Origin of the sequence: Coprococcus sp. AM97-35, assembly GCF_027697525.1 — a bacterium.
GTDB lineage: Bacteria > Bacillota > Clostridia > Lachnospirales > Lachnospiraceae > Allocoprococcus > Allocoprococcus comes.
In genome coordinates this window covers 44505-66148 of record NZ_JAQESL010000013.1, presented here as the reverse complement: position 1 = coordinate 66148, position 21644 = coordinate 44505, and the positions used below count along the sequence as shown (strand labels likewise).

At 44.0% G+C, this 21644-nt stretch carries 22 protein-coding genes; 4 read left to right on the top strand and 18 right to left on the bottom strand.

Going from position 1 to position 21644, the window contains the following annotated elements; all coding sequences use genetic code 11:
- Nucleotides 1–157: 157 nt before the first annotated feature.
- A complete protein-coding gene (locus tag PG840_RS10730) occupies nucleotides 158–601 on the bottom strand; it encodes a GNAT family N-acetyltransferase (protein ID WP_270205720.1) in 444 nt (147 codons plus the stop codon).
- A 153-nt stretch (nucleotides 602–754) separates the two neighbouring features.
- Complete coding sequence (gene eno, locus PG840_RS10725) at nucleotides 755–2062, bottom strand: phosphopyruvate hydratase (RefSeq protein WP_270613629.1); 1308 nt, start codon at nucleotides 2060–2062, stop codon at nucleotides 755–757.
- A gap of 217 nt (nucleotides 2063–2279) precedes the next feature.
- Here eno and PG840_RS10720 point away from each other — a divergent pair, with 217 nt between their 5' ends.
- Together PG840_RS10720 and PG840_RS10715 are read left to right on the top strand one after the other, a co-directional pair.
- Nucleotides 2280–3122, top strand: a complete 843-nt coding sequence (locus PG840_RS10720; protein ID WP_270203706.1) for a YitT family protein — start codon at nucleotides 2280–2282, stop codon at nucleotides 3120–3122.
- A 103-nt stretch (nucleotides 3123–3225) separates the two neighbouring features.
- Nucleotides 3226–3939, top strand: a complete 714-nt coding sequence (locus PG840_RS10715) for a GTP pyrophosphokinase (protein WP_243002793.1) — start codon at nucleotides 3226–3228, stop codon at nucleotides 3937–3939.
- A 77-nt stretch (nucleotides 3940–4016) separates the two neighbouring features.
- Here PG840_RS10715 and PG840_RS10710 read toward each other — a convergent pair whose 3' ends face one another.
- Together PG840_RS10710 and PG840_RS10705 are read right to left on the bottom strand one after the other, a co-directional pair.
- Nucleotides 4017–5018 carry an asparaginase gene (locus PG840_RS10710; RefSeq protein WP_022220814.1) on the bottom strand — a complete coding sequence of 334 codons (1002 nt, stop codon included), beginning with the start codon at nucleotides 5016–5018 and terminating at the stop codon, nucleotides 4017–4019.
- Between the two features lie 29 nt (nucleotides 5019–5047).
- Complete coding sequence (locus PG840_RS10705) at nucleotides 5048–5584, bottom strand: HD domain-containing protein (RefSeq protein ID WP_008371469.1); 537 nt, start codon at nucleotides 5582–5584, stop codon at nucleotides 5048–5050.
- A gap of 156 nt (nucleotides 5585–5740) precedes the next feature.
- Here PG840_RS10705 and ymfI point away from each other — a divergent pair, with 156 nt between their 5' ends.
- On the top strand, nucleotides 5741–6475 hold the full coding sequence (gene ymfI, locus PG840_RS10700; RefSeq protein WP_270205846.1) for an elongation factor P 5-aminopentanone reductase: 735 nt from the start codon (nucleotides 5741–5743) through the stop codon (nucleotides 6473–6475).
- A gap of 3 nt (nucleotides 6476–6478) precedes the next feature.
- On the opposite strand, the gene PG840_RS10695 is transcribed toward ymfI, so the two are convergent.
- The 9 genes from PG840_RS10695 to PG840_RS10655 form a co-directional block, all read right to left on the bottom strand.
- Nucleotides 6479–7234 carry a hypothetical protein gene (locus PG840_RS10695; protein ID WP_270205845.1) on the bottom strand — a complete coding sequence of 252 codons (756 nt, stop codon included), beginning with the start codon at nucleotides 7232–7234 and terminating at the stop codon, nucleotides 6479–6481.
- A gap of 205 nt (nucleotides 7235–7439) precedes the next feature.
- Nucleotides 7440–8192 carry an exodeoxyribonuclease III gene (locus PG840_RS10690; protein ID WP_022220816.1) on the bottom strand — a complete coding sequence of 251 codons (753 nt, stop codon included), beginning with the start codon at nucleotides 8190–8192 and terminating at the stop codon, nucleotides 7440–7442.
- Nucleotides 8193–8221: 29 nt separating this feature from the next.
- Nucleotides 8222–9001 carry a tRNA pseudouridine(38-40) synthase TruA gene (gene truA, locus PG840_RS10685; RefSeq protein ID WP_270205844.1) on the bottom strand — a complete coding sequence of 260 codons (780 nt, stop codon included), beginning with the start codon at nucleotides 8999–9001 and terminating at the stop codon, nucleotides 8222–8224.
- 54 nt (nucleotides 9002–9055) lie between these two features.
- A complete protein-coding gene (locus tag PG840_RS10680) occupies nucleotides 9056–9820 on the bottom strand; it encodes a type III pantothenate kinase (protein WP_008371460.1) in 765 nt (254 codons plus the stop codon).
- Between the two features lie 2 nt (nucleotides 9821–9822).
- On the bottom strand, nucleotides 9823–10488 hold the full coding sequence (locus tag PG840_RS10675; protein ID WP_173700001.1) for an ECF transporter S component: 666 nt from the start codon (nucleotides 10486–10488) through the stop codon (nucleotides 9823–9825).
- A gap of 56 nt (nucleotides 10489–10544) precedes the next feature.
- The gene (gene coaBC / locus PG840_RS10670; RefSeq protein WP_008371456.1) at nucleotides 10545–11744 is read right to left on the bottom strand and encodes a bifunctional phosphopantothenoylcysteine decarboxylase/phosphopantothenate--cysteine ligase CoaBC; all 1200 of its coding nucleotides are present in this window, start codon (nucleotides 11742–11744) and stop codon (nucleotides 10545–10547) included.
- 14 nt (nucleotides 11745–11758) lie between these two features.
- Nucleotides 11759–12208: a transcriptional regulator NrdR gene (gene nrdR, locus PG840_RS10665; protein ID WP_022220817.1), complete on the bottom strand. Its 450-nt coding sequence runs from the start codon at nucleotides 12206–12208 to the stop codon at nucleotides 11759–11761.
- Nucleotides 12209–12326: 118 nt separating this feature from the next.
- A complete protein-coding gene (locus tag PG840_RS10660; protein WP_270205843.1) occupies nucleotides 12327–13022 on the bottom strand; it encodes an NUDIX hydrolase in 696 nt (231 codons plus the stop codon).
- An 81-nt stretch (nucleotides 13023–13103) separates the two neighbouring features.
- Nucleotides 13104–13361, bottom strand: a complete 258-nt coding sequence (locus PG840_RS10655) for a PRC-barrel domain-containing protein (protein WP_055156107.1) — start codon at nucleotides 13359–13361, stop codon at nucleotides 13104–13106.
- 278 nt (nucleotides 13362–13639) lie between these two features.
- On the opposite strand from PG840_RS10655, the gene arcC reads away from it, so the two are divergent.
- On the top strand, nucleotides 13640–14569 hold the full coding sequence (arcC, locus tag PG840_RS10650; protein ID WP_117557150.1) for a carbamate kinase: 930 nt from the start codon (nucleotides 13640–13642) through the stop codon (nucleotides 14567–14569).
- Nucleotides 14570–15220: 651 nt separating this feature from the next.
- Here arcC and PG840_RS10645 read toward each other — a convergent pair.
- The 5 genes from PG840_RS10645 to PG840_RS10625 all read right to left on the bottom strand — a co-directional run bounded on the left by PG840_RS10645 (nucleotide 15221) and on the right by PG840_RS10625 (nucleotide 21260).
- Nucleotides 15221–16354 carry a toxic anion resistance protein gene (locus tag PG840_RS10645; RefSeq protein ID WP_055262143.1) on the bottom strand — a complete coding sequence of 378 codons (1134 nt, stop codon included), beginning with the start codon at nucleotides 16352–16354 and terminating at the stop codon, nucleotides 15221–15223.
- Nucleotides 16355–16375: 21 nt separating this feature from the next.
- On the bottom strand, nucleotides 16376–17752 hold the full coding sequence (locus tag PG840_RS10640; RefSeq protein WP_242999970.1) for a 5-bromo-4-chloroindolyl phosphate hydrolysis family protein: 1377 nt from the start codon (nucleotides 17750–17752) through the stop codon (nucleotides 16376–16378).
- Nucleotides 17753–17766: 14 nt separating this feature from the next.
- Nucleotides 17767–18318, bottom strand: coding sequence for a hypothetical protein (locus PG840_RS10635; RefSeq protein ID WP_055156041.1), 552 nt, complete (start codon nucleotides 18316–18318; stop codon nucleotides 17767–17769).
- Nucleotides 18319–18535: 217 nt separating this feature from the next.
- Nucleotides 18536–20500, bottom strand: coding sequence for an ABC transporter permease (locus PG840_RS10630; RefSeq protein WP_117557152.1), 1965 nt, complete (start codon nucleotides 20498–20500; stop codon nucleotides 18536–18538).
- The gene (locus PG840_RS10625; protein ID WP_270205842.1) at nucleotides 20493–21260 is read right to left on the bottom strand and encodes an ABC transporter ATP-binding protein; all 768 of its coding nucleotides are present in this window, start codon (nucleotides 21258–21260) and stop codon (nucleotides 20493–20495) included. The genes PG840_RS10630 and PG840_RS10625 overlap by 8 nt, the downstream gene beginning before the upstream one ends.
- Nucleotides 21261–21644: the final 384 nt, after the last annotated feature.

Genomic DNA, 21644 nt, shown 5'->3' with positions numbered 1-21644 from the left:
TGCCATTACACCAATCCGCATCATCTGTATGTCCGCTCTGGTTCTCAACAGCGAACAAACTTATTATAGCAAATCTTTACGGAAATGCAAGCACTTTTTTACATTTTTTTAAAGAAAGTCATTTTGTATACTTTTTCTTCTTTTATCTGACATTTTTCTAACGAAACTCTTTTATCATCTGATCGTACTCCAGCCAGTCATATCCCTGCCTTTTGTACAGCTTCCAGGCTCTTTCATTTTCCTTCTCGACCTCCAGACGGAATCTTGTAACCCCTTCTTCTTTGTGGTCTTCCATATATCCGAAATACTCACTTCCAAGTCCTTTGGAGCGATACTCTTCCATTATATATAATTCCTCCAGCCAGTATACCATTCCGCCCGCCTCCTGTGAAAAGGTCTTGGCGATCAGTCCATATCCTGCGATCTCACCTTCCCATTCCAGGATAAAAAGCTCCGCATAGGTATCGCTCTTCATACACTCTTCAAATGTTTTTTCCAGATATGAATCCGGAACCGGATGATCCACTGCCGGCATCCGGTAAAAATCATGTGCCATTTTTATGTAGATTTCTTTGTCTTCCGCTTTTATCTTTCTTATCATTTTCCGGTTCTCCTTTTATTATCCTCACGAAAAGAGGTCACTCCCTGTTCGCTTAGAAAGTGATCTCTTTTCCCATTCTTATACTCTGCATAATATCATACACTGCTTTTATTTTCAATACCTCCTGCCCGGAGGCGGCGTATTCCGGAAATCTTATGAAAATCGTACAAATGGGTTCTCATATCTGGCAATATTCCCCAGCCTCTCCTCAATCCGAAGAAGCTGATTATATTTTGCCACCCTCTCAGATCTGCACGGTGCACCGGTTTTGATCTGTCCCGTATTGAATCCCACCGCCAGATCTGCAATAAACGGATCTTCCGTCTCTCCGGAACGGTGTGATACGATTGCCTGATAACCGGCTCTTTGCGCCATCTGAATCGCATCTACCGCTTCTGTCAGTGTCCCGATCTGATTGACTTTGATCAGAATTGCATTTGCGATCTCTTTTAAAATTCCGGCATTTAGCCGTTTTACATTGGTGACAAATAGATCATCTCCTACAAGCTGCATATCCAGTCCCAGCCTTGTTGTCAGAAGCTCCCAGCCTCCCCAGTCTTCCTCATCCAACGGATCCTCAATGGAAAGAATCGGAAATTCTCCCGCCAGCTCTTCATAATAATCAATCATCTCTTCTGTAGATCTGGCCACCCGGTGTCCATGCATCCGGGCTTCTCCTTCGAATATATACTCTTTTCTCTCTTTATCATATAGTTCACTTGCCGCTGCATCCAATGCGATCACGATCTGCTCTTTCGGCTTATACCCGGCCTTTTCAATTGCACGCATGATCATCCGGAGTGCTTCTTTTGTATCCGGAAGATTTGGTGCGAATCCTCCCTCATCTCCGACAGCTGTCGGGTAATCGTACTGATCCAGGATCGAGCGAAGCATTTTATAAATCTCAGCACACATCTGAAGTCCCTCTTCAAAACACACTGCCCCGACAGGCATGATCATAAACTCCTGAATGTCAATGGAATTATCTGCATGTCTTCCTCCATTTAAAATATTCATCATCGGCACTGGCATCTGTTTTGCATTTATCCCGCCAAGATACTGATACAGCGGAATTTCAAGTGCATTTGCCGCTGCCCTCGCAACAGCAAGTGACACACCCAGTATTGCGTTGGCGCCAAGATTGATCTTATTATCCGTACCGTCAAGTTCCAGAAGCATCTGATCGATCTTTGCCTGCTCTAGTACATTCATACCCAGGATTTCCCGGATGATCCGGTCATTTACATGCTCTACCGCATGTCTGACTCCAAGTCCCTGATAACGGTGCTGCCCGTCTCTTAACTCGATCGCTTCATATTTTCCTGTCGATGCCCCGGAAGGAACCATCGCCCTTCCTGCAAAATGACTCCCTGCAAGCACCTCTACTTCTACAGTCGGGTTTCCGCGCGAGTCCAGAATTTCCCGCGCAATAATATCTGTAACCGGTATATATTGGTCCATAATCCATCCTCCTTTTTGCCTTTTAGTATGTCCTTTCAGGCGCTGTATCATGCACGAAAATCCCCGTATTTTCGTATCATCGTATACATTGCGAAAATGCTCTAAAACGGTTGACTTCATACATTTTCGGCGTTACAATACCAACGGAAATCGGATGATATTTTTTCAGTATTTCATCCGTTTTCTAAAACTTTATGAATCGATCGGGGAATATAAAATGAGAGAAAAAATCAAAAATTTTACTGCAATGAGCGGAGCAACTCTGCTGATCGCAGTAGGGACTTATTTTTTTAAGTTTCCAAACAACTTCACATTTGGCGGAATCACCGGTCTTGCCGTACTGATTGCCAAAACCGGACTTATTTCTGCTGCCGACTTTTCATTCGTTGCCAACATGTCACTTCTGATTCTTGGCGCAATAATCCTCGGCAAAAAATTTGTTGCAAAGACAGCCTACTGCAGTGTCCTGCTTTCTTTTGCGCTTTCTTTATTTGAACGAATCTTTCCAATGAACCAGCCATTTACCAATCAGCCTATGCTTGAGGTAATGTTTGCGATTGCACTCCCGGCACTCGGTTCTGCAATCCTCTTCAATATCGGATCTTCCAGTGGCGGTACAGATATTATTGCCATGATCCTGAAAAAATTTACAAGTGTTGACATCGGACGTGCACTGGTTTGCTCAGACGTTGCGATCACCGTTGCAGGTTTCTTTATCTTCGACATAAAAACAGGACTTTATTCCTGTTTCGGACTGATCATCCGTTCCTTCCTTGTAGACAGCTTTATTGAAAGTCTGAACCTTTCCAAATATTTCAACGTTGTCTGCAGTAATCCGGAACCGATCTGTGATTACATCGTCCACTCACTTGGCCGAGGCGCCACAATCTGTGAAGCACACGGAGCCTTTACCGGTGAACATAAATACATTATTTTTACAGCGCTGAACCGTCAGCAGGCAATCAAACTCCGTAATTTTATCAAGACAAATGATCCTTCTTCCTTTATTCTGATTTCCAACACCAGCGAGATCATCGGAAAAGGATTCCATAGCATTTAAAAGATTGTTATTTTTAAAACAATTTCCGTACTCTGTATGCTATGCACCTTACCATAGATATGCTATAATAATATAAGCAACCAGAATAAAGAGGAGTAATCATATGGAGACACAACTTAACCTGATTCCGGCTTCTGAGCATCCCACTGCGCTGGAATCACAGTGGCTAAATGCGATTAGTCCGGCTGATTTTATCAATAATAATAAGAACTTTGATGTTCTGATGATGAAGTATCGCTGTGCGATCCGTGAGATCCAAACAAAGCTGGAAGTCCTTGATGATGAGTTTTCAGCAGTAAACAGACGCAATCCAATCTCATCTATCAAATCACGTGTAAAAAGTCCTGCCAGCATCTATGAAAAGCTGCGCAGACGTGATCTGCCATTTACAGAGGAGAGTATTGTCAAGAATTTGGACGATGTCGCCGGAATCCGGGTGATCTGCCCGTTTATCAGTGACATTTATACAATTGCCAACCTGATCACTTCACAGGATGACATTACCGTTCTTAAGATCAAAGACTACATAAAAGCACCAAAGTCAAACGGTTATCGAAGCTATCATATGATCGTTGAGATCCCGGTTTTCTTTACAGAGGGAAAAGTTCCAATGCGCGCCGAAATCCAGATCCGCACGATCGGAATGGATTTTTGGGCAAGTGTAGATCATCAGCTTCGTTACAAAAAAACAATCGGTGCTGACAAAGATATCGAGGCCATCGAAGCCGAACTTTTGAAATGTGCACAAACCGTAAGCGAGACGGACTGCCACATGGAAGAGATCAAAGACATGATCGGCGACTTTGAAAAAATCTAACCGGATAAAATTAAATATTCAAAAAGAGGAAGGTGTTCCATTCATCCGGAATCCTTCCTCTTTTATTTGCACCTGCTTTATCCTCTCTTTGTAAAAAGGATATCGTGATTGATCTGCGTGTAAAATGCTTTCTGCATATCCTGTTCTTCTCTTCCCATCAGCCACATCAGCTTTGTGATCACTGCTTCCAGCGTCATATCATAGGCTTCGATCATATTGAAATCCTGCTTAACTTTTTTCCCGACTTCATAGACCGTCATATTACTTCCCTCGTTGGCAACCTGTGTTGTCATCACGACAAATTTGCCCTTGCCTGACCATTTTTCCATCTCCTGATAGAATTCCTGAACAAGCGTCTGCGGAATACCACCTACGCCAAAGCTTTCAATTACCAGACAGTCATAGTGTTCAAACAGATAGGACAGAATATCCGGCTTCATTCCCGGGATCAGCTTTAATACATATACACTGTCTTTCATATCATAATAAAACTTAACTGCATGGCGGCACGGGATCTCCGGAATATACCGGACCAGGATACCATCCTGAATAACTGCAAGATACGGAAAATTGATACTCGAAAATGCATTGTAACTCTTTGCATGCTCTTTTTTTGCACGTGTTCCGACAATTACCTTTCCGTCAAATACAAGGTTGACCCCCTGGGAATCATCATCCGCCGCATAAATAAAGCTGTCCAGCAGATTTGTCTTCGCATCTGTCACATCCATATTGATCGGCTTCTGCGCTCCTGTAACAACAATCGGCTTGGCTGAATTCTGTATCATATAAGAAAGTGCCGCCGCTGTATATGCAAGCGTATCCGTGCCGTGGCAGATTACAAACCCATCATAATATGCATAATTGTCTTCCACTGCTTTTACCATCATTTTCCAGTGTTCCGGTGTTACATTCGTGCTGTCAAGATTACACACCTGCTTTGTCTGAACCTCACATACATTTTTTACAGCCGGAATATAAGATAAAATATCCTCCGGTGTCAGTCCCGGTGCCAGTCCATCCTTTGTCTGACGGGATGCGATCGTCCCACCTGTACCTAACATCAAAATCTTCTTCATCTTTGATTGTCCTCTCTTCTACCTCATTATTATCCAAAATTTTTGTCAATCAGACTACAGTATTCTGCAAATGCTTCTGTCTCTGCAAATGCTTCCCGTAATGCTTCTCTGACGCCTTTATAATACCATCCGATCGTTGCTTTGTCTTTCATTCGGAATCTGTTCCACAATTCCTCTCCACATACAGGATAATCCCGATCAATATCCCGCATATTCGACAGCTTGTCCGCAAGTCCGATCATCTGAACCTCAATTGGTGCTGTCTTAAGCCTTTCTATGGTTGCACTTTTTCTTTCCATCCAGGTCTTGGATTTATCTTCGCTTTCCTGTGATACGATTCCCGCAACTCTTGCTGAAAACATCTCTTTTAACACATTTGCATCCACACCCTCACAGTCCTCGATCGTATCATGCAGGATTGCTGCACTGATGATCTCCTCATCCTGTGTCATCGTGGATACTATCTTTCCTACTTCCATCGGATGTACAATATACGGTCTGTCGGTCCCCTTCCGATACTGACCTTCATGTACTTTGGTGGCAAAATCAATGGCTTTCTGTACCATGTTTTTCCTCCTTGCATCTGTATGACATTTTTTCAATATTTATCATAACACCAGCGTCTTTAAATCACAAGAAAATCAGTGTATAATATTGTCTGATTATGTAGAAAAAAACAACTGTAAAGTAATTCTTATAAATAGCAAAAGGAGTTTTTATAAATGAACAGAAAACAGATTCTTGTCACCGGCGCTTCCCGTGGAATCGGAAAAGCCTGCGCTATCCACTTTGCAAAAGAGGGATGGCATGTATTTTTAAACTGCCGCAAATCCATCAGTGAATTGCAGGCTACTGCTGATTTTATCACAAAGGAAACCTCCGGTTCCTGCGAAATCCTTCCTGGAGATGTAGGTGTTCCATCCGAAGTCAGACGTATCTTTGACCAGATTGAAATGTCCGGCTCCGGTCTTGACGTACTCATCAACAATGCCGGAATCTCATGGATGGGACTTCTGACGGATATGAGCGTTGAAGAATGGAACCGAATGATTTCCACTAATCTTTCTTCCGCATTTTACTGCTGCCGCGCAGCACTTCCTTATATGATCCATCAGAAAGCCGGACGCATCATCAATATTTCTTCGATGTGGGGAACTGTCGGTGCTTCTTGTGAAGTCGCTTATTCTGCCACCAAATCCGGTCTGAACGGTCTTACCCGCGCACTTGCAAAGGAACTTGCGCCAAGCAATATCCAGGTCAATGCGATCGCCTGTGGTGTCATCGATACCGTAATGAACGATCTTCTGGATGCGGAAGAAAAAGCTGCCCTCGCAGAAGAAATCCCTGCCGGACGTTTCGGGACACCAGAAGAAGTCGCGCTTCTCGCATGGCAGCTTGCAAATGCCCCTGCCTATCTTACCGGACAGATCCTGGGCATGGACGGCGGATATATCTAACTCCTACTCCCAGATCTTGTCCCACTTTGCGTAAAGTGTAATACTGGATGCCGGGTATCTTTCGGATTCCCGGTTTTCCAGAAGCTTTGTCTGCTCCGTATATTTCTCATTCAGCTCATCTTCAAGGGTCCCATACTGCTCCTGTTTTGCAAGCTCTGCCAGTTCTTTTTCCTGCACAACTCCAGCATCAGTCCACGCATACCATCCTTCAAATCGATATCCGTCTTTCACTGCCGTTGGCATACATCCTTCACTTAACCGAAGGCTCTGCCCATACACAGTATAGTCTGCCGCAAATTTTCTTTTGTTCTTTCCTTTATTCAGCCCGGCTTCAAGCTCTTCACCATTTCCCCTTGTCGCAAACAGCCTTCTTCCGCCTGCTGTTGCCGTACCGTAATTCTCGATCTCACCACCTGCAGCGTCATAATAAATAACCGTATAAGGTGCCCAGACATATGCCGTACCAAACTTTTCTGTCTCTGGCCCTGTCCCATTTCTGTCAAACCGGAATCCGTAATGGTATTCTTTTCCTTCATAAAAATAAGTGAAAAATCCTGGTATCCCTGCCGGGATCCCAACCTCCTGATTTACCGACTTGTGAAAATCAAACCGGATCAGCTCTGCTCCATCCGGTGTCTCCCCATCATCTGCGTAAACCGATATTCCTGCACTATTGCACGCCCAGACAATCACTCCACCAAACATCACCAGCAGCAAATACCGAACTATCATCGTCCAGATACTTCCAATCCGTTCCATACATGTCCCTCCTCATCCCAAAAGCTAAATTACCCATGTATATTTATATGCAGGCAGAATTTTATATATTCCCTCAAACAGAATCATCCACTATCCCTGAACGAAAAATTTCAAAAAAATAAACTGATCAGATTCCATCGCACAAAAGTGAATCTGATCAGTTTATTTTTTTACAATTTGATGTCGCAGCTTATCGATCTCACCCCTACTTAAAATCCAGTTCCACCGGACAGTGGTCAGACCCAAATACATTTGTCAGAATCTTCGCATCTTCCAACCTGCTTTCCAGTGCTTTTGATGTACAGAAGTAATCGATACGCCAACCTGCATTCTTTTCTCTTGCCTTAAACCGGTAGGACCACCAGGAGTAAATTCCTTCTTTATCCGGATAGAAATAGCGGTAAGTATCAATGAATCCCGCATCCAGAAGTGCTGAGAATTTTGCTCGCTCTTCATCTGTAAATCCGGCATTCTTCCGGTTGGTCTTTGGATTCTTCAGATCAATTTCTTTGTGTGCCACATTCAAATCTCCACAGAAGATCACCGGTTTTGTCTCTTCCAGCTTCTTAAGATAAGCAAGAAACGCATCTTCCCAGGTCATACGGTAGTCAAGTCTTGCCAGTTCGCTCTGGGAGTTCGGTGTATACACGGTAATAAAATAAAAATCCTCAAATTCCAGTGTGATCACGCGCCCTTCCTGATCATGTTCTTCTATCCCAAGTCCGTAAGTAACCGATAACGGCTCTTTCTTTGTAAAAATTGCAGTCCCTGAGTATCCTTTTTTCACAGCCGAGTTCCAGTACTGGTGATATTCCGGCAGATCAAGTACAAGCTGCCCTTCCTGCATCTTTGTCTCCTGCAGACAGAAAATATCCGCATCTGCCTCTTTAAAAAAATCCATAAATCCTTTCTGCACACATGCACGGATTCCATTTACATTCCATGAAATAAACTTCATCTCTTCTCTTTCCTCCATTTCTTTGGTTTTTATTTTTCGCTGATCTTCTGTACCGCTTTTTTAAGCTCCGCTTCTGTATAAAAAACACGGCCTAAAAACAGTCCCTTCGCCGGTGCCGGAAAACCAGATTTCTTCCGGTCTTTCGCTTTCAGAATCTCCGGTATCTCTTCCGCTTTTATTTTCCCGATTCCCACATCCAGAAGCGTTCCGGTAAGTATCCGGACCATATGATATAAAAATCCATCTCCGATCCACGATAACGTAAGTGTATCCTTTTCATACACGATCCCGACCGCATAAATCGTCCGTACCGTATCTTTGTCCTCTTTCAAATCCGTAAAGGCGGAAAAATCGTGGGTTCCCATCAGATACTCTGCTGCTTTTTCCATCGCAGCGATATCGACCGGATGTGGAAAATGAAACCGGTATTTCCGATGAAATACTTCCATCTTGTCACGCAGATCGATCTGATACTCATAGCATTTCCCGACCGCACTCTTTCTTGCATGAAAATCCCGTTTTTCTCTGCTGATATCCACCACTCTGATATCTTCCGGGAGAAGTGCATTTAACTGCTTCTTAAAACTGTCCATATCAATTTCTTGTTCCAGATACAGACTGCACTCCTGCCCTAACGCATGTACACCACTATCCGTTCTTCCTGAACCACTGACCACCATCTTTTTCCCTACAATTTCTGAAATCCGCCGTTCCAGAATTCCCTGTACAGTAAGTTCCGTATTCTCCTGTCTCTGCCATCCACGATACGCCGTTCCATCATAGGCAACTGTTATCCGGTAAGTATTCATCCTTTTATAAAAGGGGCGAAAACTTTATAAGTCCTCGTCCCTGTCACCTTTCTGTTATCTGTTTTTCCGGTAAATGATCAGAAGTCCTTTCAGGAGCAGATCGTCATCCAGTATGACCTCTCTCTTGCAGTACGGAACAATCTTCTTGGAAAGTCCACCTGTTGCGATTGCAGTCATCGGCTGTCCAATCGCTTCCTCAATCCGGTCAATAATTCCATCGATTGCCGCTGCACTGGAATAGAGAACACCACTCTTCATACATTCGATCGTATTCTTTCCGACAATCCGCTTCGGTGCTTCCAGACCGATTCCCTGAAGCTGGGATGCATTTTCCGTCAGGGCGTTCAGTGAAATATTCACTCCCGGATAGATCATGCCTCCGATATAATTTTTCTTTTCATCGATCACACTGACTGTTGTCGCCGTTCCCAGATCGAAAATCATCATCGGTGCTTTGTATTCTGCAATTCCGGCAACTGCATTTGCCACCAGATCACTTCCGAGCTGTGCCGGATTATCCATCAGGATATTGAGTCCGTTCTTCACGCCAGGTCCGATGACCAGTGTCTCTTTTTTCAGAATCTTTTCTGCCGCCTCTTTTACAACATATGTAATCTGCGGAACTACCGAGCTGATGATCGCTCCTTCCAGCTTCTCCGGTTTGATTCCGTGAATATCCAGAACCATCTTAATATCAATCGCATATTCCAGTTCCATCTTTGTCTTGATCGTGGAAAGTCTTTCGATAAAATAGGTTTTGTTGTCATCCACACATCCAAGTACAATATTTGTATTTCCTATATCAATCGCAAGTATCATTTTTACACTCCTAATCTTTCCTGTACCCCTTTTTTCATCAGTGTTTTCCCAAGTACCAGCGTGATCACCGCCGCTACGATCGCCTCCGGAATCCCATTGATTCCGATAATGCTCAGAATAAATCCATATACCGCCTTTACGGTAATACCATTGGCTGCCGCATAATCATTTCTGAAAAATACAAAAATAAGATTCATGACAAGAAGCGTATTGGTCAGTGCTCCGGAAAGTCCTGCCGCAATCAGTCCAACAGAGGATACTCCATTGTTTTTTGAAAGCTTCTTAACCAGACGGTAAACATAAAACGGTACTACACCGATCAAAATACGTGGCACAAAACAGATGATCAGACTTCCGATCCCTCCACTGTATTCACCCAAACTGTAAAATGGGGTAAATACGAATGATGTCAATGTCGGATTTATCGTATTATTGATAAAACTTGTAAAACCAAACACGCCTCCAAGCGCTGCGCCCTTCTTCGGTCCAAGCATCAGCGATCCCATGATCACCGGGATATGGATGATCGTCGCCCTTGTAAATCCCAATGGGATATATCCGATAAACGGGGTGAATGCCAGCACTACAATAAGTGCTGCGAAGATTGCCATCTGTACGAGTCCTTTTGTTTTGGACATGGATGTAGTACGTTCATTGCCTTGATTCATTTTTCTTTTCCTCCTGTTACTATTCTCTTTACGAGATACAATACATTTTGGCTTTTTTATTTATTCATACACTCCAGAATCTTGTCCAGAATACAAGCTGCTGTCTCTTCCTTGCTGATCATTGGAAGTGCAGTCTCATCTTCCTTCGTGATCAGCGTCATCTGATTTGTATCGCCCTGAAATCCTGCTCCGGCAACTTTAAGATTATTTGCCGCGATCATATCCAGCTTCTTCTTTTCAAGCTTCTTTCTGGAATTTTCAACCATATTCTCGGTTTCCATCGAAAATCCACACAGGAACTGTCCGTCTTTTCTGTGCTCTCCGAGATATTTCAGAATATCGTCTGTCTTTTCCAGTTCCAGACTCATCTCACTGTCCGATTTTTTCACCTTTTCATCCGCAATATGCTTTGGCCGGTAATCTGCAACCGCTGCTGCTTTACACACAATGTCTGCATCTGCTGCCTCTTCCTTTACCGCCTCGAACATTTCCTTTGCAGTCGTGACCGGAACAATCTTCACAAACATCGGCTTTTTGATCTCTGTCGGTCCGGTGACAAGCGTAACATCCGCTCCTCTTGCCACAGCAACGCGTGCAAGAGCATATCCCATCTTACCGGATGAGTGATTCGTAATGTAGCGCACCGGGTCGATTGCTTCTCTTGTAGGTCCTGCTGTGACAAGAATTTTCTTTCCGGTCAGATCTTTCTCATAAGCAGTATCCCGATAAATATATTCATACAAAGTCTCCGCTTCCGGCATCTTCCCGGCTCCGTTATCTCCGCATGCCAGATGTCCACTTGCCGGCTGAATCACTTCATATCCATAATGCTCCAGAAGTTTTAAATTATCCTGTACGACCGGATTCTCATACATTCTTGTATTCATCGCCGGTGCAAGGATCTTCTTACATTCGGCACATGCCATCACAGTCGTAGTCAGCATATCATCTGCAATCCCGTGTGCCAGCTTGCCGATCACATTTGCCGTGGCAGGTGCGATCATCACAATATCTGCCCATTTTGCCAGTGTCACATGCTCCACACTGTACTCAAAATTGCGGTCAAATGTATCGATCAGGCACTTATGCTGTGTCAGCGTCTCAAATACCAGCGGATTGATAAAATTCGTTGCATTCTGTGTCATCACAACTTTCACATCGTATCCTGTCTTTACCAGCATACTTGCCAGTGTTGCAATCTTGTACGCCGCGATACCGCCGGTCACGCAGAGCAATACTGTCTTTTTCCGTTCCATTTGTCTTTCCCCTTTTATTCTAATATTTTCTTCAGTTCATCCATGAAGGTATTCACGTCTTTAAATTCCCTGTATACCGATGCAAAACGTACATAAGCAACCGGATCCAGCTTTTTCAGACTTTCCATAACAATCTCACCGATCTGGCTGCTCGGAATTTCTTTCTCTTCCCGGCTGAAAATCGCTGTCTCGATCGAGTCGATCGTTGCCTGAATATCTGCTGCCGCTACCGGACGTTTATAGCACGCCCGGAGTACTCCGCCTTCCAGCTTAGTACGGTCATACTGCTCGCGGTTGTTGTCCTTCTTGATCACGATCAGCGGTATGGTCTCCACCTTCTCATAGGTTGTAAAACGCTTGTTGCACGCATCACAGGATCTTCTCCTTCTGATCGTCGTTCCGTCATCTGCCGGTCTTGAGTCGATGACTCTTGTATCAATGTTACCACAATATGGGCACTTCATCTTTTTTCCTCCTGCCTGGTTCTTGATTGATTCTACTGCCGAATCACGCACATTTTTAATGTCTATAGTATAAATCCTGTATACAGGGTTGTCAACAAATTCACACTTTATCAAAAAGCTATATAAGCCGGCTTTCCACCAGCTTCCATGCCTGTACGATCAGTGCCGCATGGTCACAGGCGATCCGGTCCGATTCTTTTACCTTATAATAAGTCTCTCTTACCAGTCCACTTCTTTCCTTTTTTTCAACGATTGCCGAAATTGTAAGCTCTGCTTCTTTATTTTCCAATGCCAGTCGATAAATGGTTCTCTTCCAATCTCCATCCTCCTTCACCGATTCTGTCTGACAATGAAGCTGCATCCACTTTGCATCCGCCGCATCGTCACCAGCCTGCACCTTTACCTGCCCTTCATCCACAACCGAAAGATATGCCGATGTAATAATCCGTGCCCTCGGATCACGGGTCACATTCCCATAGACTGCAAACTGCTCCATCGGAAGATCCGCCACGCCGGTCTCTTCGATCAGTTCTCTTCTTGCCGTATCTTCCAGATTCTCATGAAGTTCAATAAACCCACCCGGCAGCGCCCACCAGCCAATGCTCGGATGATTCCGCCTTTTCACCATCAGAACTTTCCATTCTCCGTCCACTACCTTTCTTTTGCAGGAGAATATAACTGCATCGGTTGTCACACAAGGATTCTTATATTTATAAGGATCATACTCTTCCAGAAATTCTTCCAGCGTCTGTCCCTTTTCATTTTCGTTTCCGTTTCCCCGGAATGGCTCGATTTCTTTAAAAAATGCTGTCATTTTTCTTCTCTCCTTTGTCTTTTTACTTGTTCTCATTTATTTCACTGAGCAGTCTGCACTCTTCTTCCTCTTTTACTATTCTTATTTACACGGCTTCAGACATTTGTCCTCTTTAATTTCCACAAGAATAATATCCTCTCCAATCCTGCGAATACACTCAAACGGAATAATATACTCCGCATCATACCCAAGAAATCCACAGATTCTTCCCGGTCCCGGTACGATCAATGCTTCCACACACCCTGAACAGATATTGATCTGCAGATCTGCAACAAACCCGAGCCGCTTGCAGTCACATATGTTGATGACCTCACGCTCTTTTAATCCGCAAAATCGAATCCGTTCCTCTTTCATACTGCACCATCCATCGGACTTCTTATTATATTATATGAACATCTCCCCTTGTTGTCAGCATATTTTCTAAAAATCCCCGTCCTTGTGCCATTTAGCTTCTGCCCACCAGTAATTCCTTTTTATACTGTGCATTTTTGCCAACTAATGATTGCAATTTCCATAAAAAAATACTATAATTTTTATATATTTTTTATCGCTGTTGTCTGCGTTATATGTTTTTCATACGCAGACAATTCAAATTCTGAGAAACAGAGGGATGTAATATGAAGAAAAAAGTTGTTGTTGCATTAGGACACCGCGCACTCGGAACCACACTTCCAGAGCAGAAGGTTGCCGTTAAAAAAACTGCAGTTTCCATTGCAGATCTTGTTGAAGAAGGATACCAGGTAGTAATCACACACAGTAATGGACCTCAGGTTGGTATGATCCATACTGCTATGAACGAATTCAGCACCAATCATCCGGATTATACCGCTTCTCCGATGTCAGTCTGCTCTGCTATGTCGCAGGGTTACATCGGATACGACCTGCAGAATGCGATTCGCGAAGAACTGATCGGACGCGGCATCTATCGCAGCGTATGCACCGTTATCACACAGGTAACTGTTGATCCATATGACGAAGCATTCTATACACCAACCAAGATTGTCGGACGTATCATGAACGCAGAAGACGCTGCCGCTGAACGTAAAAAGGGCAATTATGTAGTAGAAGTTCCTGGTCAGGGCTTCCGCCGTGTCGTTGCTTCTCCAAACCCGGTTGATATCGTAGAAGTTGATGCCATCCGCACCCTTACCGATGCAGGACATATCGTAATCGCCTGCGGTGGTGGCGGAATCCCGGTACTCCAGCAGAACAATCACCTCAAAGGTGCCAGCGGAGTCATCGAAAAAGATCTTACTGCCGGCAAGCTTGCTGAACAGATTGATGCTGATGAACTCATCATCCTGACCAGTGTGGAAAAGGTATGCTTAAACCACGGAAAAGAAGATGAAGAAGAACTCGATAATATCTCCGTAGAACAGGCTAAGCAGTATATGGATGAAGGACACTTCGGAATCTACAACATGCTTCCAAAATTCCAGGCATCCGTAGGATTCATAGAAAAGAAAGAGGGAAGAAGTGCTCTGATTACTTCTTTTGATACTCTGAAAGATGCTCTGAAGGGTAAAACCGGAACTGTTATTGAATAAATGTACAAAAGGGACGACATAAAGGACTCCGTTTTCTGTGGGTAGAAATGGTGAAGAGTCCGTAGAGAAAAAATGCACCAGTAATTTGGATACCGGGCTGATTCGCGGAATAATCCTGATGATTATTCCACTCAGCAGCCCTCTGGATTTCGTGCTTGTAGCACGAAACCAGATCCGAGTTACTGGTGCATTTTTTCTAACGGACTCTAGCACCGTTTCTAATTACAGAAAACGGAGTCCTTTATGTCTGTGCGCTGGCAAACTTTTAGTTTCATAAGCATTCACACTAAGCACTTTATTCCTACCACCTGCCATCTCCTCTACTCGCCCCACCCCATACCGGGGGCAGCCTCCAGGCGTCCCCCCCCGTGGAATACAGCAAGGCAGGGACAAGTAGATTCTGTTTTTTTATGTTAGAAAGCGGCGATTAGGGTCCGTTGTAAAAAGGCAGCCGGTAATTTGGATCTGGTTTCGTGTTTCATACACGAAATCCAGAGGACTGCTGAGCCGAATAATCATCAAGATTATTCAGCGAATCAGTCCGGTATCCAAAATTACCGGCTACCTTTTTACCTACGGACTCTTCGCCGCTTTCTCCTCATAAAAAAACAGAATCTACTTGTTCCGGCCTGTATGTCATCCACCAAACGCTTACCCCTGAACCTGTAACAGCTTCGCTTTCAGTTCAGCTTCGATGCGTTGCATTTCCACCTCTGCCTGCTGACGTTTCTGGCGGCCTTCCTGTTGGATCTGCATGACTTCATCGAAGGTTGCGATCAGCGATTCATTGGTTGCTTTTAAGGTTTCAATATCTACGATTCCACGCTCGGATTCTTTGGCAGTCTCTACAGTAGCAATCTTCAGCTTTTCTGCGTTCTTGCGCAGGAGTTCATTGGTCATATCGTTGACCTCTCTCTGGGCTGCGGCTGCCTGTGCGGAATGTTCTACACCAAGGGCGAGTACCATCTGGCTTTTCCAGAGTGGGATCGTATTGACGAGTGTAGACTGGATTTTTTCTGCCATCATTGTGTCGTTTCCCTGTACCAGACGGATCTGTGGTGCGGTCTGCATGGCGATTGTCTTGGTCAGTTCCAGATCATGCAGTTTTTTCTCAAAACGTTCACATCTGGAATCCAGATCTTTTGCTGCCTGTGCATCCTCAGCAAGTCCACTTGCCATCGCTTTATTCTTCAGTTCCTGTAGCTCGCCGTTTCTTGTCTCGGCAAGCTTCTGCTTTCCGGCAAGCACATACATGGCCAATTCTTTATAATATGTCAGGTTCACTTCATACATCTTGTCCAGAAGCGCAATGTCTTTCATAAGCTGCACTTCGTGAGATTCCAGTGCTTTGACAATATTGTTTACATTGGTTTCTGCTTTTGCATATTTGGCTTTCATTGCCTGGATCTTGTTTCCGCCTTTTTTGAAGATTCCGAGGAATCCTTTTTCCTCTTCCTCATCAAATCCTTTCAGTTCTGTCACCACATCACTTAACAGTGTGCCAACCTCTCCAAGATCTTTTGTTTTTACATTTTCCAGTGCTTTTTCTGAAAAATCTGCGATCTTCTTCTGGGTTCCGGCTCCGTACTGAAGAATCATGTTAGAATTGGCGAGATCAATTTTTTCTGCAAATGCACTGACCATATTCTTTTCTTCCGGTGTCAGGACGATCTCCGGTGTTTCCGGTTCTGCCTCCTGATAAATCTGCGGAGTCTCTTTTTTTTCTTCCTGGAACGGATCCAGCGTCAGCTCCGGTGTTACATTAAATTCTTCAAAATCGTTCATACTCTTCTTCCTCCTGCGACTTTATTTTTTCATTCCGTCCTCTTTCAGACCTTCCTGTGCAAGCATGGTATTCAATACGGAAATATCCGATGAGACATCCCACATGGTATCCTGAAACAGGTCATCCAAAAGCTTCTCAAACGCCGTATTTAAAGTATCGAGCGTTGCCTCAATCTCACGTTTTGCAGTCTGGATATTTTCTCCATCAACCGGCTGTCTGTCAAGCTGTTCATATGCTTCCAGAAGCTTGATCGTCGTCGGAAGATAATATTCCATCAGCTTACGGATATCCGAAACTGACTGTGGATTTTCTTCCACCCGGTCGAAGATCCGGTCTACCAGCATCTCCATCCGGCTGATCTTTGCGGAAATCTCTTCTCCCGGAATGGCTTCATTACACTCGTGGATCTTTCTGATAAAAGCATCCCCCTGGTCAATGATCTTCTGCACCTCCGGTGCCAGCTTTTCATTCTTTGCTTCTTTTTCTTTTGTATTTTCCTGTGTCTTCTCTTCTTTCTTTACCGGCTCTTCCGCTTTCGACTGCTGTCTGCGGGTTTCGATCTGTAAATATTCTTCGTAAGCACGGTTTGACAGGATCAGGCATTTCTTCTCACCATCCATGTGCCCCTGACGGAACCAGCCTTTAGAAATCATTCTTTCCAGATCCTTTGTCACAAATTTTATGGATTTTCCGGAATTGCTTCCGATCTCCGAAATATTGCAATACTCTCTGCCTGCAATCCTGCGGCTGTAGTTCTTGAATCTTCCAACCTGTTTCAGAAGCTTAATGCCCCATCCTGTGATCATGCCACTTGCTGCCGTAAACAGTCCAAATACCGCACGCATGATCCATAAAGCCCCCGGACTTTCCGGCAAAGAAGCAATACAAGATGCAAGGAACAGAATCAGAAATATAAGTGCTATGCTTCCGCCTACTGCGATCATGACAATTCCGCCTGCCTTTGTTCCCGTCGTCGATCCATACAAGACAGGTGACTGCTGTGCATTGCTGTATCCATACCGGCTGCTGCCCTGTGATTCCGCCTTATAGTCCTGCATATCCGGATTCCATGCTCTTCCATTTCCATCCGTTCCGCTCCACCTGTAAGTTCCAAACGGAGGTACACCTCCTCCAGGCGTTCTTCCCCATCTGTCAGTCCCGCCCATCTGTCCATATCTTCCACGCGGTCCTCCCGGACCTCTTCCCATATTTCTCGTTGCCTGATCAAACGCATTTCCAAAAGAACGCATGCCCTGTTCCGCGCCATTTACCGCACCATTCACTGCCCGGTTGATCGTATCTGTGATCGTCTGGTTCAGCTTCCGGTAATCCTGCGAGTCTACAGCATCCTGCACGGTTCGTCTGATCTCTTCTCCAAATCTTTCCCAATCCTGCATTTTCAGCTTCTCCTTTATTTTGAAAACTTGATCCTGTCATCAATTCCGTGCGAAAGAACATAATCAAAAACGGTCTTTGGCACCAGATCATCCCACTTTTCATCTGCCAGGATCCTCTGCCGGATCTGGGAACCTGATACCCCTTTTTCCTCTTTAGTCCTTCTCCAGAGAACTTCCACCGGAATTCCAAGCTTCTCAAAACGCTTCTCATTGTTCGCAGTCCATTCATCACAGATACTCATAAAGCAGACCGCACCCTCCGGCAGATACTGCCCCAGATATTCCACTCTGTCAATCGGAAATGGGATGATCTCAAACTCTTCTCTCGGCACTCCGAAACTGAGCAACGTATCACGAAGCATCTCATAACGCTCAATATAAGTCAGAGGATTAGCGCTCCGTCTTACCCGGTAATTGTCTTCCTCACCCCCTGATACGTGCAGATCATCCGACATAGTGATTCCTATATAAAGCCTTTTGCAGCGCATCTTTGCCGCCAGAATATATTCCACATGTTTGAGATGCAGAATCTGAAATCTTCCATATACCAGCCCTTTTTCTATCATTTATACATCCCTTGCTTTCTGTAATTTTATCTTTTCAATGATGTTGAGGTCAAAAGGTATTTTAACCCTTTTGATACCAGATTGCTACGTGCTTTGCACTCTCGCAATCCTTTTCAATTAGTCTATCTGTATTCTACTACAGAACGGTCGTTCTTAGCAAGAAATACCTCTGTATACGACAAAAAGATGACTTTCGTCACCTTTTTGTCTTTTTCTTCTATTCAACGATTTTATAATATTCTTTTGCTGTTATCACAAATACGATCACATAAAAGACGGCAAAGATTCCCACTGTACCGGCAGTGCATCCGAAGAACAGCTTTGTATTTTTCAGATAAAATATGGCTAAAAGCTTTGTGATCACCGGAAATGCAACTGCAATATGGATGATTGCCATCGCAAGCGGCAGGAAGAATACCATCAGGATCTGGCTGCGTATCGAACTTTTGACCTCGCGTTTGCTCATTCCTACCTTCTGCATGATCTGATAGCGTTCTCTGTCATCAAAGCCTTCGGAAATCTGTTTGTAATAAATGATCAGCACCGTTGCCATCAGGAACAGGCTTCCAAGATACATTCCAATAAAAAACACACCGCCATACAGACCAAAGAAAGTCTCTTTTTCAAGATATCTTCCCTGTACGCCAGTATGTTCAAATTCACTTTCTGCCTGTGCTTTCAGCTCTTTGACAGCTTTCAGCTTCTGATCTTCGCTGCCCCTTAAATTGAATGACTCCCTCCATTTTACCGGTTTGTCCTCTGCCTCGAGCTGGTATTTTTCCAGATAATCTTTCATAAACTCTTTTTCATCACTGACGATCATATAATATACATTTTCTGTATTAGAATCACTCTTCTTTCCAAAAGGTGCAGTATCCAGTTCCTTCTTGACCATCCATGTTTCCTCATCAATCCTGATCTTATCCTTTCCGTAATTTTCCCCATTTGTAAAAAGAATAGCTTCCTTATCCCCAAGCTCCATCCTTTCGCCTGTCAGCTGATTATAATCTGCCAACCTAATCACATCAAAAAACACTATATCAGATGACGAATTATCCTTTATCATAGCAGAAGTATATTCTTCTCCGTTTTTTATCTTAACAAGCTCTGCCATATGCCAGCTCTTCTCATCTGTGATCTCTACCTGATTATCCCGGCAGATCTTTTCCACCATGTCATGCAGCTTCTTATTTTCCACATCATCAGATACCGAATTTGTGATATACACTTCCTGCGGATACCTTGTTCTTAAGACATCCTCCTTTCCAATGTACAAAGATACGGTAGACGAAATGATCACCAGAACCATAGTACTGAGTACACAGATATTTGACAGCCCGACTGCATTCTGCTTCATTCGGTAAAGCATGCCGGATACGGATGTAAAATGCTTTGTTTTATAATAGAAATTTTTGTTTTTCCGAAGCAGCTTTAAAAAAGCAATACTTCCTGCTGTAAAAAGCGCATAGGTTCCGATAATGACACAGATTACTGCGACAAAGAAAAGTTGAAGCGCCTTAAGTGGTTCTTTTGTCGTAATCGCAATGTAATAACCGATTCCAAGGAAAATGATTCCAGCCATAGTCAGGAACCATTTGGTTTTTGGCTCGCGCTCGCCCTGACTTCCCGCATGCAGAAGATCGATTGGATTGGCAAGCCGGATCTGCAAAAGATTATAGATCAGAGTCAATGCAAAGATCAGTGTGAAAAAGAGAACGGTATTTCCGGCAATCTCCCATGACATCCGAAATGCCAGTTTATCGTCATAATGAATCATTCTTTTCAAAAGTGCATACATCAGCTTTGCAAGCGCAGTTCCGAAAAAGATTCCGCCCAGGATACTGACCGCACCGGTTACAACCGTCTCGATCACCAGCATTTTCGCAAGCTGCGGTTTCCCCATTCCGAGAATATGATACACTCCGATTTCTCTTTTCCTTCTTTTGATCAGAAAACTGTTGGTGTAAAACAGAAAGATCAGTGCAAATGTTTCTATTACATGAACACTCAGACTTAAAATAATCTGTAATGCTTCCTGGTTCATTGGCGAATTTGCCGCCAGATTCGCCATCATATAATACATCATCACCGTTAAAATGGCAGTCAGTACATAGGGAATATATGTCTTCCGGTTATTTTTCAGATTGGAAATGGCAAGCTTTGTATAAATCGATCTATTCACGGTGCTCACCTCCTGTAGTGAGAACCGTCAAGGTGTCGGTGATCTTCTGGTACATCTCGTCACTGGTCAGATTGCCACGGTAAAGCTGATGAAAAACTTCCCCATCCTTGATGAAGAGGACTCTCTTTGCCGTGCTCGCTGCTTTGACACTGTGCGTTACCATGACAATCGTCTGCCCGTTATCGTTGATCGCATTAAAGAGTCCCAGAAGCTCATCCGTCGATCTGGAATCAAGCGCACCGCTCGGTTCATCGGCAAGGATCAGCTGCGGTTGTGTGATCAGAGCACGTGCAATGGCTGCTCTCTGCTTCTGTCCACCGGATACTTCATATGGATATTTGTTCAGAAGCTTACTGATTCCCAACTGCTCTGCGATCGGCGCGATCCGACTCTCCATTTCCGTGTATTTCTTTCCAGACAAAACCAGCGGAAGGAAAATATTATCCTTCAGGGTTAGTGTATCCAAAAGGTTGAAATCCTGAAAGACGAATCCAAGATTCTGCCGCCGGAATGCTGCCATCTCTTTTTCTCGGATCTTGCTGAGATCATTCCCTTTTAAGTAAACATTTCCACCAGTCGGCTTATCAAGTGCAGCCAGGATATTCAGAAGTGTAGTTTTGCCACTTCCGCTTTCTCCCATAATTGCTACATATTCGCCTGCTTCTACGGAAAAGCTGACGTTATGCAGCGCCTCTACCTGATTTCCTCCGAAACGGGTTGTGTATATCTTTTTTACGTTCTTTACGTCAAGTAATGCCATGGTTTTTATGACCTGCCCTTCTTTTTTATTTGATAAAGTCATTATAAAAAAGTAAGGGATTTCCTTCCATCGAAGTAAATGACAATTTGTGTGGGGTTTCTTACATTTTTGTAAGGATCGGGTTGGAAAAGACTCATTTGGTGAAAGAGACGCCGCCAGAAAAAATAAATATTCCAAATTCCTTTGTGCAAACCATTCCGATGAACCACTTAGGACGGGAATCATGTTCGGCAATGGCCTCCATGATTCCTGTGTTTCATCTCCATTGCACAAACATGGAATTTTCCATATTTATTTTTTCTGGCGGCTGTTTTGTTCAAATGGATAAACTTTTTGCAACTGATAGATCCTTACCCAAAAGTAAATCATAGTTCTGTTCCGTTG